Origin of the sequence: Streptomyces sp. NPDC093085, assembly GCF_040683935.1 — a bacterium.
Lineage (GTDB): Bacteria > Actinomycetota > Actinomycetes > Streptomycetales > Streptomycetaceae > Streptomyces.
In genome coordinates, this window is sequence record NZ_JBFBFB010000009.1 from 268,413 (window position 1) to 282,443 (window position 14,031).

14 protein-coding genes are annotated in these 14,031 nt (G+C 71.1%); 5 read left to right on the plus strand and 9 right to left on the minus strand.

Annotated features, from left to right (window positions below; all coding sequences use genetic code 11):
* The first annotated feature begins 363 nt into the window (after positions 1-363).
* Positions 364-831: an RlpA-like double-psi beta-barrel domain-containing protein gene (locus AB0O07_RS24665; RefSeq protein ID WP_365636759.1), complete on the plus strand. Its 468-nt coding sequence runs from the start codon at positions 364-366 to the stop codon at positions 829-831.
* 271 nt (positions 832-1,102) lie between these two features.
* Here AB0O07_RS24665 and AB0O07_RS24670 read toward each other — a convergent pair whose 3' ends face one another.
* From AB0O07_RS24670 to AB0O07_RS24705, 8 genes are all read right to left on the minus strand, one after another.
* Complete coding sequence (locus AB0O07_RS24670) at positions 1,103-3,538, minus strand: endoglucanase (RefSeq protein WP_365636761.1); 2,436 nt, start codon at positions 3,536-3,538, stop codon at positions 1,103-1,105.
* On the minus strand, positions 3,535-4,101 hold the full coding sequence (locus tag AB0O07_RS24675) for a hypothetical protein (protein WP_365636763.1): 567 nt from the start codon (positions 4,099-4,101) through the stop codon (positions 3,535-3,537). The genes AB0O07_RS24670 and AB0O07_RS24675 overlap by 4 nt, the downstream gene beginning before the upstream one ends.
* A 359-nt stretch (positions 4,102-4,460) precedes the next feature.
* Positions 4,461-5,654, minus strand: a complete 1,194-nt coding sequence (gene tuf, locus AB0O07_RS24680; RefSeq protein WP_365636766.1) for an elongation factor Tu — start codon at positions 5,652-5,654, stop codon at positions 4,461-4,463.
* Between the two features lie 158 nt (positions 5,655-5,812).
* Entirely contained in the window at positions 5,813-7,939 is a 2,127-nt protein-coding gene (gene fusA, locus AB0O07_RS24685; protein WP_365636768.1) for an elongation factor G, read from the minus strand.
* A 38-nt stretch (positions 7,940-7,977) separates the two neighbouring features.
* Positions 7,978-8,448 (minus strand): 30S ribosomal protein S7, encoded by a 471-nt coding sequence (gene rpsG, locus AB0O07_RS24690; RefSeq protein ID WP_030351427.1) that lies wholly within the window; start codon positions 8,446-8,448, stop codon positions 7,978-7,980.
* Positions 8,449-8,450: 2 nt separating this feature from the next.
* The gene (gene rpsL / locus AB0O07_RS24695; protein ID WP_003948652.1) at positions 8,451-8,822 is read right to left on the minus strand and encodes a 30S ribosomal protein S12; all 372 of its coding nucleotides are present in this window, start codon (positions 8,820-8,822) and stop codon (positions 8,451-8,453) included.
* Between the two features lie 278 nt (positions 8,823-9,100).
* Positions 9,101-9,808, minus strand: a complete 708-nt coding sequence (locus tag AB0O07_RS24700; protein WP_365636770.1) for a hypothetical protein — start codon at positions 9,806-9,808, stop codon at positions 9,101-9,103.
* 270 nt (positions 9,809-10,078) lie between these two features.
* Positions 10,079-10,537: a helix-turn-helix transcriptional regulator gene (locus AB0O07_RS24705; RefSeq protein ID WP_365636772.1), complete on the minus strand. Its 459-nt coding sequence runs from the start codon at positions 10,535-10,537 to the stop codon at positions 10,079-10,081.
* Positions 10,538-10,869: 332 nt separating this feature from the next.
* On the opposite strand from AB0O07_RS24705, the gene AB0O07_RS24710 reads away from it, so the two are divergent.
* Both AB0O07_RS24710 and AB0O07_RS24715 read left to right on the plus strand, forming a co-directional pair.
* Positions 10,870-11,778, plus strand: a complete 909-nt coding sequence (locus tag AB0O07_RS24710) for a hypothetical protein (RefSeq protein ID WP_365636774.1) — start codon at positions 10,870-10,872, stop codon at positions 11,776-11,778.
* Positions 11,775-11,987, plus strand: coding sequence for a hypothetical protein (locus AB0O07_RS24715; protein WP_365636776.1), 213 nt, complete (start codon positions 11,775-11,777; stop codon positions 11,985-11,987). Before AB0O07_RS24710 ends, AB0O07_RS24715 begins: the two co-directional genes overlap by 4 nt.
* 104 nt (positions 11,988-12,091) lie before the next feature.
* Here the strand turns inward: AB0O07_RS24715 and AB0O07_RS24720 are convergent, their stop codons facing one another.
* Positions 12,092-12,430 carry a hypothetical protein gene (locus AB0O07_RS24720; protein WP_365636779.1) on the minus strand — a complete coding sequence of 113 codons (339 nt, stop codon included), beginning with the start codon at positions 12,428-12,430 and terminating at the stop codon, positions 12,092-12,094.
* Between the two features lie 295 nt (positions 12,431-12,725).
* Here AB0O07_RS24720 and AB0O07_RS24725 point away from each other — a divergent pair, with 295 nt between their 5' ends.
* Complete coding sequence (locus tag AB0O07_RS24725) at positions 12,726-13,133, plus strand: hypothetical protein (protein WP_365636781.1); 408 nt, start codon at positions 12,726-12,728, stop codon at positions 13,131-13,133.
* A 199-nt stretch (positions 13,134-13,332) separates the two neighbouring features.
* Positions 13,333-13,920 (plus strand): phage tail protein, encoded by a 588-nt coding sequence (locus AB0O07_RS24730; RefSeq protein ID WP_365636783.1) that lies wholly within the window; start codon positions 13,333-13,335, stop codon positions 13,918-13,920.
* Positions 13,921-14,031 lie beyond the last annotated feature (111 nt).

Sequence of the window (14,031 nt, forward strand, 5' to 3'; positions counted from 1 at the left end):
TGGAGACGACGAGTACTGTGGGACTCGCTTCCGGTCCTCCCGGCGGGAGGCGTGCAGCATTGGCACTCAACCGAGCAACCTGAACAGTGTGCCATAGGGCCTGCGCCCCTGACCAATCGGGCCGGAAAGCGTACCCCACCCCGGAACCCACGAACCGTCGGCGCCCGACCCCGCCGCCACACGCACACGTAGAGTGCCCGCTTGAGTACGACCGGCGACCATCCATCTCGGCCGTGGACACCTCCACCCGGGACGGGTTGGCCGGAAGGTGCGGCAGGTGAGCCGGAAACGTTCTGGGAAAGGAGGGGACCCCCGAGGACTCTTGGTCTAGACCAAGCCCCCACTGTCCGAAGGGTTGATCGCATGTCCCCCACCACAGCCACGACCCGGAACACCCCCCGCGTCCGCCGCGCGGGCCGCGCCACGGCGCTGCTGGCCGGCGCCTCGTCCGTGCTCGCGCTCGGCCTGGCGGCCACCACCGCCGCCCCGGCCGCCGCCGCCCCGGCCGCCGCCGCCCCGGCCGGGGCCCAGGCCACCGGACAGGCCACCTGGTACAACACGGGCCTCGGCGCCTGCGGTTGGTACAACAACGACAGCGAGCTGGTCGTGGCGATCTCGACCGACCTGTACGGCAGCTACCCCAACCCGAACAACTCGCCCCAGTGCGGGCGGCAGCTCCGGGTCAACGGCCCGCTCGGCTCGGTGACGGTGACGGTCGTCGACAAGTGCATGAGCTGCGCCACCAACGACGTGGACCTCAGCCCCGCCGCGTTCTCCCGCATCGGCGACCTCAACGCGGGCCGTATCAACGTGAGCTGGGACTGGGTCTGACCGGCGGCACGAACTCCGGCTGGTCCAGGAGGCGCAGCCGGCTCCCGTCCGGCTGACGGCGGACGACCTGCGCCCTCGCCCCGACGCCGTCCCCGGGCGGGGTCGCGGAGGACGGCTCCGACCGGCGAGTCCCCCGCCCTGCTCGCCCTGATCTGGAGGACCACGGCCGACCCGGCGGTACGCGCTCTCCTCCCCCACACGGAACGGGCCTTCGCGACTCCGTGACCCGGGCGCGGGGGCCCGGGTCACGGTCCGGGTCCGGCTGTGTACGTCAGGGGGTGCGGGCGCGGCGTACGGCTACCGTCGCCGCGGCTCCGGCCAGGACGAGCAGGGCCGCCGTGGCCGCCAGGGGGAGGGCGGGGCTGCCGGTGGAGGCGAGGTTGCCGCCGCCTCCGACCGTGCCGCCGGTGGTGCCGGTGGTGCCGCCCGTACCGCCGGTGGCTCCGCCGACCGTGGCTCCGCCGACGGTGGTTCCGCCGGCCGTTCCGGCTCCGGTCGCGCCGCCGGTGTCCGTGCCCGCGGTACCGGTGCCGCCCGTACCGGCGCCGCCGGTGGTGCTCGTACCTCCGGTGTCCCCGCCTGCGGTGCCGCCGCCCGCGTCGCCGCCCGTGGTGCCCGTACCGCCGGAGGCCGCGCCCCCGTCCGTACCGCCGCTCGCGCCGCCGCCGGTCTGGGCGCCCCCGGTGTCGGCGCCGCCCGCATCACCGCCGCCGTCGGTGCCACCCGCGTCGGTGCCGCCGGTGTCGGTGCCGCCCGCGTCGCCGCCCCCGGTTTCGCCGCCCCCGGTATCGCCGCCGCCGCTATCGCCGTCGTCGTCCGCCGGGGCCACCGTCAGACGCGCCGACGCCGTGCGTACCGTGCCCGCCTCGTTGGTGAAGACGGCCCGGTAGCGGTGGCCGTCCTGTGCCGCCGTGGTCCCGAAGGCCAGGGTCGGGGTGTCCGCGTCCGGCACCCTCGTCCAGGTGCGGCCGTCGTCCTGGCTGGTCTGCCAGTGGACGGCCGGGGGCGGGGTGGCGTCGGCCTCGGCCGTGAAGGTGACCTCTTCGCCCGCTCGGACCGTCCGGTCCTGAGGGGCCGTGGTGATCGTCGGGGAGAGGTGGCGGTCGATCTGGTGGACCGTGCCCGCCGCTGTCGCGTAGACGGTGTGGCGCGCCTCGTCGAGGGCGAGGGCGGTCGGGTTGCCGGGGAGTTCGATCGCGTCCACTACGGGGGTCTCCGCGCCCGGGGACGGGTCCACGACGGCGATCGTCGTGCCGGTGGTCCTGGCCACGTAGAGGGTGCCGGTCCGCTCGTCGAAGACCATGGACTTGGGGTTGCCGCCGACCGGGATCGCGCCGGTGACCTCGTTCTTCACCAGGTCGACCACCGAGACCGTACCGGCGGAGATGTTCGCCACGTATGCCGTACGGGAGCGGGTGTCGACCGTGACGCCCTGGCTGCCCAGGGCCGTCGTGCCCAGGCTCACGGTGGAGGCGAGGGTTCCGGTGGCGCCGTCGACGGCGTTGAGGATGTTGCGGTAGACGACCGTGCCGTTCTCCACCGCGCCGCCGACATACGTCGCGTAGCCGATGTGGTGCACCGGGTCGACCGCGAGGCCGAACGCGGCGAAGGGGAGCGCCACCGGGTCGCCGACCGGCCGGCGGGTCTCCGTGTCGTACACGGTGACCGTTTTGGCGGTCTGGTTGGCGACGTAGAGACAGTGCGCCGCGGCGTCGAGGCCCAGGTGGCTGATGTTGCCGGTGAGGGTGATGGGGTCACCGGCCTCGACGCCGGTCGTGGTGTCGTACACGCGTACGTACCCGGTGTGGGCGGTGTAGAGGAGTCCCGCCCCGGGGTCCAGGGCCAGGGCGGAGCCGGCGGTCGGGAGGGACAGCGGCTCGCCGGTCCGCTCGCCGGAGGCGGCGTCGTACGCCGTCACCCGGTGGCCGCTGTCCGGGCTCGCGCTGACGTACACGCGGGCGGCGGCGGGGTCGGTGACGAGCGCGCGGGCGCCGGCGTCGAAGGAGCGCACGACGGTGTGGCGGACGGTGCCCTCGGGGGTGTCGGGGGTGTCCGGGTCCTCGGGGTCCCCGGGCGCGGGCGTACCGCCGTCACCGGTGCCGAAGGCGAGCGGGACGAGGACATCCTGGTCGCGCTCGGTGACGTGGGTGTGGTCGGCCTTGGTGACGACGGCGCAGCGGACCTCGGTGCAGTCCACGGAGCCCTCCACCGCCTTGACGGTGAGGTTGAGTTCGAAGCCGCCGCCCTTGCCGTCGGCCTGCGGGGTGAAGGACTTGACGAGGTCCTTCGCGTATTCCGGCGGGTTGTTGGAGATCCAGAAGGAGGAGCCGGTGGTGCCGCTCATGTCGGCGCCGCCGAGGCAGGGGGTCGGCTGCTCGCCCTCCTTGGGGATGACGCAGAGGGCGAGGTAAATGCCCTTGTCCAGCGCGTAGTTGGCGCCTCGGACGGTGAGGGTGGCGCCCTTGGGGGCCAGGTCCGTGGTGTCGGAGACGGTGAGGGTCTGGCCGGTGGGGCCGGTGGCGGTGCCGGGGACGGCGGACGCGGAGGCGGAGGCCGGGGCGGACGCGGAGGCCGGGGCGGACGCGGAGGCCGGGGCGGCGCCGGAAGCGTGCGGAACCGCCGCCGCCGCGACGGGGGCCGCACCGGTCAGACCGGCGAGCAGCAGCCCCGCCGCGGCGGCGACGACTCTGGTGGGGAGTGGTCTCACTGGAAGGTCACCGGCACGTAGAGGTCGGCGTCGCGGTTGTTGGTGTCGAAGTGGTCGGCGCGGGTGACGATCGCGCACCGCACGCCGGACTGGCCGCAGGTGATCCCGGAGGCGATGTTCGGGCTGACGTGGATCCGCACGGAGAAGTTGCCGACGCCGTCCGCCTCGTCGTACGGGGAGGAGTTGTCCGGGGACATCCAGTAGAAGTCGCTGTTGATCCAGTGCGAGGCGCCGGTGGTGCCGGCCTCGTCCTGGCCGCCGAGGCACGGGGTGGCCTTGGTGGTGAAGGTGGCCGGGTCGTTGGGGTCCACGCCGTCCGGGATCACGCAGAGGCTGACGTAGATGCCTTTGTCGGCGTTGTAGCCGCTGCCGGTGACCGTGACGTTCTCGCCCGAGGCGGCGGCCGTGGCGGGCGCGGTGAGCGAGAGGTGGTACGTCGTGGAGCCGACGGTGACCGAACGCCCGACGGTCGCGGCGGAGGCGGAGGCCGCCAGGCCGACGGTGAGGGCGGCGGTGGTGACGGCCACGACGGAGGTACGGGCGAGCAGGGCTGATGGACGCATGAAGACAGGGCCTCTCGATGCGGAGATCCGGAGATCCGGAGCAAGATTAGGTAAGGCAAACCTAAGTATATGAAACGCAAAGCGTCAACACTCCGGCCCCGCCGGTTCGTTCGGTTCGTACGCCTCCGGGCGTCACCACATCCCCCGCTCCCCCGCCCTTCCCTTCCAGATGTCCCGTCCGTAGGGGAGTTGAACCCGGGCGGGGCGGCCGGGGGGGGCAGCGGGGCGAACAGAAGGAGGGCAGCGAGAAGGGCCCGTACGACCGGAGTCGTACGGGCCCTTCCTGAGCTACCGGGTCGGATCAGATCCGATCCGTTCGAATGCGGATCTGATCAGGTCCGGGCAGGTCAGAGCAACAATTACTTGTTGATCTTGGTGACCTGGCCGGCGCCGACCGTCCGGCCACCCTCACGGATGGCGAACTTGAGGCCCTCTTCCATGGCGACCGGCTGGATGAGCTGGACGCTCATGACGGTGTTGTCGCCCGGCATGACCATCTCGGTGCCCTCGGGGAGGGTCACGACGCCGGTCACGTCCGTGGTGCGGAAGTAGAACTGCGGACGGTAGTTGTTGAAGAAGGGGGTGTGACGGCCACCCTCGTCCTTCGACAGGATGTAGGCCTGGGCCTCGAACTCGGTGTGCGGCGTGACCGAACCGGGCTTGATGATGACCTGGCCGCGCTCGACGTCCTCGCGCTTGATGCCACGGAGGAGCAGACCGACGTTCTCACCGGCCTGGCCCTCGTCGAGCAGCTTGCGGAACATCTCGATGCCGGTGACCGTGGTGGTGGTCTTCTCCTGCTTGATGCCCACGATGTCGACGGTCTCGTTGACCTTGAGGACACCACGCTCGATACGACCGGTGACGACGGTGCCACGACCGGTGATCGTGAAGACGTCCTCGATCGGCATCAGGAACGGCTTGTCGACGTCGCGCTCGGGCTGCGGGATGGACTCGTCGACGGCCTTCATCAGGTCGAGAACGGTCTTGCCCCACTCGGCGTCGCCCTCAAGGGCCTTGAGCGCGGAGACCTTGACGACCGGCAGGTCGTCGCCCGGGAACTCGTACTCGGAGAGGAGCTCACGCACCTCGAGCTCGACGAGCTCCAGGATCTCCTCGTCGTCCACCATGTCGGCCTTGTTCAGGGCGACGACGATGTACGGCACGCCGACCTGGCGGGCCAGGAGCACGTGCTCCTTGGTCTGCGGCATCGGGCCGTCGGTGGCCGCGACCACGAGGATGGCGCCGTCCATCTGCGCCGCACCCGTGATCATGTTCTTGATGTAGTCCGCGTGACCCGGGCAGTCGACGTGCGCGTAGTGACGCGACTCCGTCTGGTACTCGACGTGCGCGATGGAGATGGTGATACCGCGCTGGCGCTCTTCGGGAGCCTTGTCGATCTGGTCGAAGGCCGAGGCCTCGTTCAGGTCCGGGTACGCGTCGTGCAGCACCTTGGTAATGGCGGCCGTGAGGGTCGTCTTACCGTGGTCGATGTGACCGATGGTGCCGATGTTGACGTGCGGCTTAGTCCGCTCGAACTTCGCCTTCGCCACTGGGGTCCTCCTGGAGTGGTTCTGTACGCCTTACTCATCGGCGCCAGGTGATCTTTGCTGGGATGCCGGCGCCCGGGGCACCCCCACCGCACTCGCTGGTGCGGCGGGCGGGCCCCAGGACTTGCCGGTGACAAGCCTAAAGCGTGGACTCGGTCGAGTTACTCGCCCTTGGCCTTCGCGATGATCTCCTCGGCGACGTTCCGGGGAACCTCGGCGTAGGAGTCGAACTGCATCGAGTAGCTTGCGCGACCCGAGGTCTTGCTGCGGAGGTCTCCGACGTAGCCGAACATCTCCGAGAGCGGCACCAGGCCCTTGACGACCTTGGCGTTCGCCCGGTCCTCCATGGACTGGATCTGCCCACGGCGGGAGTTGATGTCGCCGATCACGTCACCCATGTAGTCCTCGGGCGTCGTGACCTCGACCGACATCATCGGCTCAAGGAGGACGGGAGAGGCCTTGCGGGCCGCTTCCTTGAACGCCTGCGAACCGGCGATCTTGAACGCCAGCTCGGAGGAGTCGACCTCGTGGTAGCCACCGTCGAGGAGCGTGAGGCGCACGCCGGTCATCTCGTAACCGGCCAGGATGCCGAACTGCATGGCCTCCTGCGCACCGGCGTCCACCGAAGGGATGTACTCCTTCGGGATACGCCCACCGGTGACCTTGTTCACGAACTCGTACGGGACGTCGCCGTCCGTGATGGGCTCGATCATGATCTGCACCTTGGCGAACTGCCCGGTGCCACCGGTCTGCTTCTTGTGCGTGTAGTCCACGCGCTCGACGGTCTTGCGGATCGTCTCGCGGTAGGCGACCTGCGGCTTGCCGACGTTCGCCTCGACGCGGAACTCGCGCCGCATGCGGTCGACCAGCACCTCAAGGTGGAGCTCGCCCATACCGCCGATGACGGTCTGGCCGGTCTCCTCGTTGCTGTGCACCTGGAAGGAGGGGTCCTCCTCCGCGAGCCGCTGGATGGCCACACCCAGCTTCTCCTGGTCACCCTTGGACTTGGGCTCGATCGCGACCTCGATCACCGGCGCCGGGAAGTCCATGGACTCCAGGATCACCGGGTTCTTCTCGTCGCACAGCGTCTCACCGGTGGTGGTCTGCTTCAGGCCCATGACGGCGACGATGTCACCGGCGCCCACCGACTCGATCTCCTCACGCTTGTTCGCGTGCATGCGGTAGATCTTGCCGATGCGCTCCTTGCGGCCCTTCACCGAGTTCAGCACCGCGGTGCCGGACTCCAGCTTGCCGGAGTACACCCGGACGAAGGTGAGCTTGCCGAGGTGCGGGTCGCTCATGATCTTGAACGCCAGCGCCGACAGCGGCTCGTCCACGGAGGGCTTGCGCGCGACGACCTTCTCCGGGTCCTTCACGTCGTGGCCCTCGATGGCCTCGACGTCCAGGGGGGTCGGGAGGTAACGCACGACCGCGTCGAGCAGGGGCTGGACGCCCTTGTTCTTGAACGCGGTGCCGCAGAAGACCGGGGTGACGGTGGTGCCGTCGGACTTGCCGGACGCGATGGTGATACGGCGGATCGCCGCGTAGAGCTGCTCCACGGTGGGCTCGACGCCCTCCAGGTACAGCTCCATCAGCTCGTCGTCGTTCTCGGAGACGACTTCGAGCAGCTTGCCGCGCCACTCCTCGGCCGCCTCGGTGTGCGTCGCCGGGATGTCGACGATGTCGTACATCTCGCCCTTGGCCGCCTCGGCGGACCAGACGAACGCCTTCATCGTCACCAGGTCGACGACGCCCTTGAAGTCGGCCTCGGCACCGATCGGAAGCTGCATCACGATCGGGACGGCGCCGAGGCGGTCCTCGATCATGTCGACGCAGCGGTGGAACTCCGCGCCGGTCCGGTCGAGCTTGTTGACGAAGCAGATGCGCGGCACGCCGTAGCGGTCGGCCTGGCGCCATACGGTCTCGGACTGCGGCTCCACACCGGCGACACCGTCGAACACGGTGACCGCACCGTCGAGGACGCGGAGCGAACGCTCCACCTCGACCGTGAAGTCCACGTGCCCCGGGGTGTCGATGATGTTGATGGTGTGGTCGACGTCGTCGAGCGGCCAGTGACAGGTCGTCGCGGCGGACGTGATGGTGATGCCGCGCTCCTGTTCCTGCTCCATCCAGTCCATCGTGGCAGCGCCGTCGTGGACCTCACCGATCTTGTAGCTCACACCGGTGTAGAACAGGATGCGCTCGGTGGTCGTCGTCTTGCCCGCGTCGATGTGGGCCATGATCCCGATGTTGCGGACCTTGGCCAGGTCAAGCGAAGTGGTGGCCATAAGGCTCAGTCTTCTCTCGGTCTCGATGTGGGTTGCGACTACCAGCGGTAGTGCGCGAAGGCCTTGTTGGACTCGGCCATCTTGTGCGTGTCCTCACGCTTCTTGACCGAGGCGCCGAGACCGTTGGAGGCGTCGAGCAGCTCGTTCATGAGGCGTTCGGTCATCGTCTTCTCGCGGCGGGCGCGGGAGTAACCCACGACCCAGCGCAGGGCGAGGGTGGCGGCGCGACCGGGCTTGACCTCGATCGGCACCTGGTAGGTGGCGCCACCGACACGGCGGGACTTGACCTCAAGCGTGGGCTTGACGTTCTCAAGCGCGCGCTTCAGCGTGATGACCGGGTCGTTGCCGGTCTTCTCGCGGAGGCCTTCCATGGCGCCGTACACGATCCGCTCGGCGGTGGAACGCTTGCCGTTGAGCAGAAGCTTGTTGATCAGCGACGTGACAAGAGGAGAACCGTAGACCGGGTCGATGATGACCGGGCGCTTCGGGGCGGGGCCCTTACGAGGCATTCTTACTTCTCCTTCTTGGCGCCGTAGCGGCTGCGGGCCTGCTTGCGGTTCTTGACACCCTGGGTGTCGAGGGAACCGCGGATGATCTTGTAGCGAACGCCCGGCAGGTCCTTCACACGGCCACCGCGCACGAGCACGATCGAGTGCTCCTGCAAGTTGTGTCCCTCACCCGGAATGTAGGCCGTGACCTCGATGCCCGAGGTCAGACGCACACGCGCGACCTTACGGAGGGCCGAGTTCGGCTTCTTCGGGGTGGTCGTGAAAACGCGCGTGCAGACGCCGCGACGCTGAGGGGATCCCTCAAGTGCGGGCGTCTTGTTCTTCTCGACCTTGTCCTGCCGGCCCTTACGGACCAGCTGCTGGATCGTAGGCACTACTTCTCCGGTTTCTGTGTGCCGTCAGTGAAACTAACCTGGAACACCTCCGACCCACGCGGTCGGGTGTGTCGAATACTGCAAAGCCCTCGCCGAGAGCGAGGAAGGCGCAGATCACGGTGGCCTTGACACGAACCCCTCGTGCGGCTGAGGACACGCACAGGAGCCCAGGCACACCCCAGGCACAAGGCTTGAGCGTACCTACCTCACCGACTCCGGTCAAAACAAATGCCCACGCACGGGACGTGCCCGTGACGGCCCTCACGACCTGGCCTGATTCAGCCATCCGGACGGGCCGGCGACGCCCCCTCGGGAGGCGGCTCGCGCCGTACGCCCCTCCCGGGACCGCCCAGGTTACGGGGCGGGGCGAGCCGGGGGATGGTGGGCACCCGCGAGCTGGGGTTCTTGGGGACGAGACCGGGGGTGGCGGGATCGGTGGGGGCGGGACGCGGGGGTGACGGGGGTGACGGGGGTGACAGGGGTGATTCGGTTACGGGGACGGGATCGGGGCCGGGTCCGGGGCCCGGGGGGACATCAGGGATGGAGTCCGGGGCCGGGTCAGGGGTCGGGTCCGGGTCGAGGCGTGGACCGAGGCCGGGGGCGGGGGCGGGCGCGGGGGCCGGGTCCGTGGCTCTGCGGTGGACCAGCCGCAGCCGGGGCGGGCCCGGCCAGGCGTCGGTACGTCTCCGCGCGGACTCGAAGGTGGCGAGGGCGTCGCGCCAGCCGTCCGCGTACGCCTTGATCTCCCGCCGCTCCAGCTCCTCGCGCGATACGACCAGCAGGCCCTCACCCGGCCCGGCCTCCCGGGGCTCGGCCTCTCCCGGCTCGGGAAACTCCGCGGACAGGGGCGCCTGCGCCGGCTCGTCGGGGGCGAGGGGCGGTGTCTGCGGCGCGGGCGGGCCCGACGGCTTCACGACGCGGTCGGCGACACCGCGCCCCCGCCTTCCGGCACGCCGCTGCCGGGTCTTGCGCTCCCCCTCGGCCACGCACCGTCCCTCTCGCGTCGCGCGCCAGCCCCCACCGCCGGTCGCGTCGGCCCCGCCGACCGCGACTCGGCGCGATCCGGGACCTGACCTCCGCGTCCGTGCGGTACAGGCCGGATCAGCCTACTACCCGCACCACGCCGGAAGGGAGAACGGATCGGGCCGCTCCGGGAGAGTTCCGGGGACGGACTCCGGGAGAGTTCCGGGACGGAATCCGGGGCGCCTCCGGGTCGCCGCCGGAGCGTCCCCGGGGGCGCCCCCGTATCACTCCGATCACTCCGAGGCGAGCGGCGTACGGTCCGTGGTCCGCGCGGCCGGGGGCGGCAGGAACTGTCCGGCGATCCTGATGAACATCTCCCGCTGCTCCTCCGGCACCCCGAGCCCGATCGCGGCCTCCTCGATGGTCAGCCGCCGCACCTCGTACGGGCCGTCCCCCGCAGCGCCCGCCGGCCCCCCCGGGTCCGGCAGGGGCAGGTCGCTCTCGGTCAGCCGTCCGGAGCGGATCAGCATGTCCCGTACGGGTACCCCGAGCACCCGCGCGAGCCGCCGGGTCGTCTCCAGGTCCGGCATGCTCTGGCGGTGCAGCAGCCGGGTGATCGCCGCGCGGTGGACGCCGGCCTCGTCGGCGAGGCGCGACTTGCCTCCGCCGCGCGGACTGTCGATGTCGTAGCCGCGGCGCCGGATCAGCTCTTCGACCCAGGTGGCGAACTGATCAAGGTCACTGGTGGACATGTGTGGGGGGCCTCCCTCCGAAGCGGAGCCAGACTATCGCGCTTGCGCGCACGGAATTATGCGCAAGGAAGAGGGCGGGTGTGGGGATTCGGCAAAGACCCCACCCCTCCCCCACCCTCCCGCCAAAGGGCGCCACGTCACACTCAAAGATGATTGCGCGCGAGCGCGCAACATGTAAAGGTCGGTAGCACACGACGCGGAGTGACCGTGAGATCACCGCCGCGCCGTCACGGGGGTACGGGGCCGCCTGTCCGGATCCGTACGCCGGGATCCGCCCGGATCCATCCGCCCGGCCCTGTCCGTCCGGACCCGTCTGCCCTGGGAGAGCGCCCATGTCCAGCACCGGCCACACCATCAGCCACCCGCACGCCCCCGGCCACCGTCCCGGCGCCGCCGAAGAACCCGGCCACCGCGACATCTCCGGGATCCACCGCGACACCCCCGGGACCACCCCCCGGACCGCCGTCCGGGTCCCCCCTGCCGACCCGGACGGAGCCGCGGCCACCCCCGGCAGAGCCGCCGCCGACTCCGCCGCGCTCTGGCTGGATTTACTCGTACGCCAGTTCCCGGAGCTGCTCGCCGAGCTGGCCCCCGGGCCCGCCACCGCCACGGCGGGTGACCGCCCGTACCGTTCCCCGGACCGGCTCGCCGCCGACTCCGAGCGGGTCAGGGCCGAGCGGCGGGACGCCCTGCTCGTGGAGCAGCGCCACGGCCTCACCGTCCCCGGCCGCACCACCGCCCCGCTGCGGCTGCACATCTCGGACGCGATCCGCGACATCACCGACGGCGTGGTCGAGCTGGAGGAGGCCGTCCACGCCAAGCTCGGGCTGAACCGCCCGCCCCGCGCCCCGGTCCCCGAGCGGCTGCTCCGGCTGGCCCGGCTGCTGGACCGGGCGGCGGTCCATCCGGTGCTGGCGGCGCATGTACGGGACGAGGCGCGCCGCATGGCCCGGCGGTGCGGGCGCGCGCTCGGCGACACGGAGCCGATGGCGCGGGTGGCGGGGCGCTGCCCGTGGTGCGACTCGGTCTCGCTGCGCGCGTTCCCGTCCCGGGGCGCGGTGCTCTGCGTCAACCCGGGCTGCCGGTGCGACGACACGGAGTGCGACTGCCGTACGGACCCGGCCCACCGGCACGTATGGGAGCGGGACTCCTGGGCGCGGCTCGCGGCGCGGACAGGCGGCGACGCGCGGGAGATGGCCGACGCGATGGCGGAACACCCGGCGGACGGAGCCGAACGATGACCACCCCGCCTGCCCCCACCGCCCCGCTGATCACCGGCGCACTGGCGGCCGGCGAGGTCGGGGTGGCCCCGGCGACCATCCGCAAGTGGGTCCAGCTCGGCCATCTCGCCCCGGCCGGGCGCCAGGGCCGCGCACTGCTCTACCGGCTGGAGGACGTCTTCGCCGCGGAACGCGCCGCCCACGCCCGGCCCCGCACCTCCGCCACCTGACCCGGCACAACCGCCGACACACCCCCGGGCCCCCGGGCCCCCGGGCCCCCGGGCCCCCGGGCCCCCGGGCCCCCGGGCCCCGGCACACCCCCCGCCACGACCCGTCAGTACGACGGAGCCGGCCGTCCCTTCCGCCCGCCACCAGGGCGCGAGGGGGCGGCCGGTTTCCGCGTCGCAGGGGGTACGGCGGCGGGTACGGGACCGGGACCGGCGGGCACCCCCGCGCCGCCGAGCGCGACGGCCTCCTGCCAGCCGCCGGTGAACCCGCGCACCTCCGCCTCGACCGCGACCCTGGCACCGACCTTCGCGGCGACCGCCGTCAGCGTCCGGCCCATCTCACCGGTGTACGTACCGGATTCGCCGGCCTCGGCCGCCACCTCCACGACCACCGCCACGATCTCGCCCAGCCGACGCTGCGCCTCGCCCTCGTACTCTCCGCTCATCTCACCGCCACCTTCTCGAATACGTGTTCGATACTCACGGTATCGCCCGCACGCCCTGAGTGACCACCAGGATCCCGCCCCCTTCACACCCCACCCTTAATTGCGCGCTCACACGCACTAGTTGCGCTCTCGCTCGCCATGGATCACAATGGATGCAGCGGCGGAGCTGTGCCCACCTCCCTCCGGGGTGCAGCTCCGCCACTGGCGTTCCCGGGGCCTGCCCCCCGGCCCGGCCTCTGCCGATCTGCCCCTACGAACGGCTACGAGCAGCTATGAACAGGAGTGATAGGCCGTCATGACCTCTCCCCCGAATACGTTTCCCGACGTGGAGGCCATCGTCGTGGAGCTTCTCTCCGACCGGCCCGAGCTGGCCGACGCCACGGTGGACGAGACGCCGCCGCCCGGCTTCGACGGCACCCAGAAGGCCGTGATCGTCTCGCGCCGGGGCGGTGCCTGGATCGACGATCTCCATCTGGACCTGCCGCTGATCGAGCTGGAGTGCTACGGCCCGGACAAGCCCACGGCCCATCTGCTGGCCAACGCGGCCCGCGCCGAGTGCCTGAAGGCGCGCGGCACCCGGTACGGCCCCACGGCCATCACCGATGTCGTCGAGGAGGACGGGCCGCGCTGGCTGCCCGAGTACCTCTACCCCGCGGCCAACCGCTACCTCTGCGTCATGCGCTTCTCGATGCGTACGGACTGACCGCACCCCGGGCCCGCCGGGCCCTCAGCGCCCGCCCGGCCCCGTACCCCGCAGACAAGGCCCCGCCCGTCCGGCGGGGCCTTCGCCGTACCCACGGCGCCACCACCAGCCACCACCCAGCCATCACCTCACATCACCACCTCACATCTCACCCTTCACATCTCACCCTTCACATCACCACGTCACCCAAGGAGCCCTCATGGCAACCGCGAACGACTCCTCCCAGATCCGTATCGCCGGCACCGGCCGCCTCTTCGTCGCCGAGGCGGGCGCCGCGGCGCCGGTCAACTTCGCCACGGACTGGGACCCCCAGGTGTGGAAGGACCTGGGCTACACCTCCACCGACGGCGTGACCTTCGCCAAAAAGGACAAGCTCGACCCGGTCGAGACCTGGCAGTCCGTCAGCCCGGCCCGGTTCATCTACGCGGACCGCGATCTGACGCTGAAGTTCTCGATGCTCCAGTTCAACGAGTCGACGCTGCCGTTCTTCATGGGCGGCGCCGCCGTGGAGCCGGTGGCCAGCGCCGACGGCGTCTTCTCGTACGCCATCTCGGACGGCCCGCAGTTCGACGAGCGGGCCCTCGGTCTGGAGTTCACCGACGGTACGGACGTGACGTACCGCTTCGTCATCCCGCGCGGCCAGGTCACCGCGTCGGACGACATCAAGCTGGCCCGCAAGGCCGCCGCGCTGCTGGGCGTCACCTTCACCGCGCTCGCCGCGAAGGAGGGCGAGCCGCTGGCCACCTTCCTGATGAAGGACCCGGCGTACGCGTCGGCGGTGGCCTGATCACCGGGTGGGTGCGGGGGCGTACGGGGGCCGCGCCCCCCCCCCCCGCCCCCCCCCCCCGCCGCCCCCCCCCGGGGCGGGGCCGGGGGGGGGGGGGCGGCCCGCCCGCGG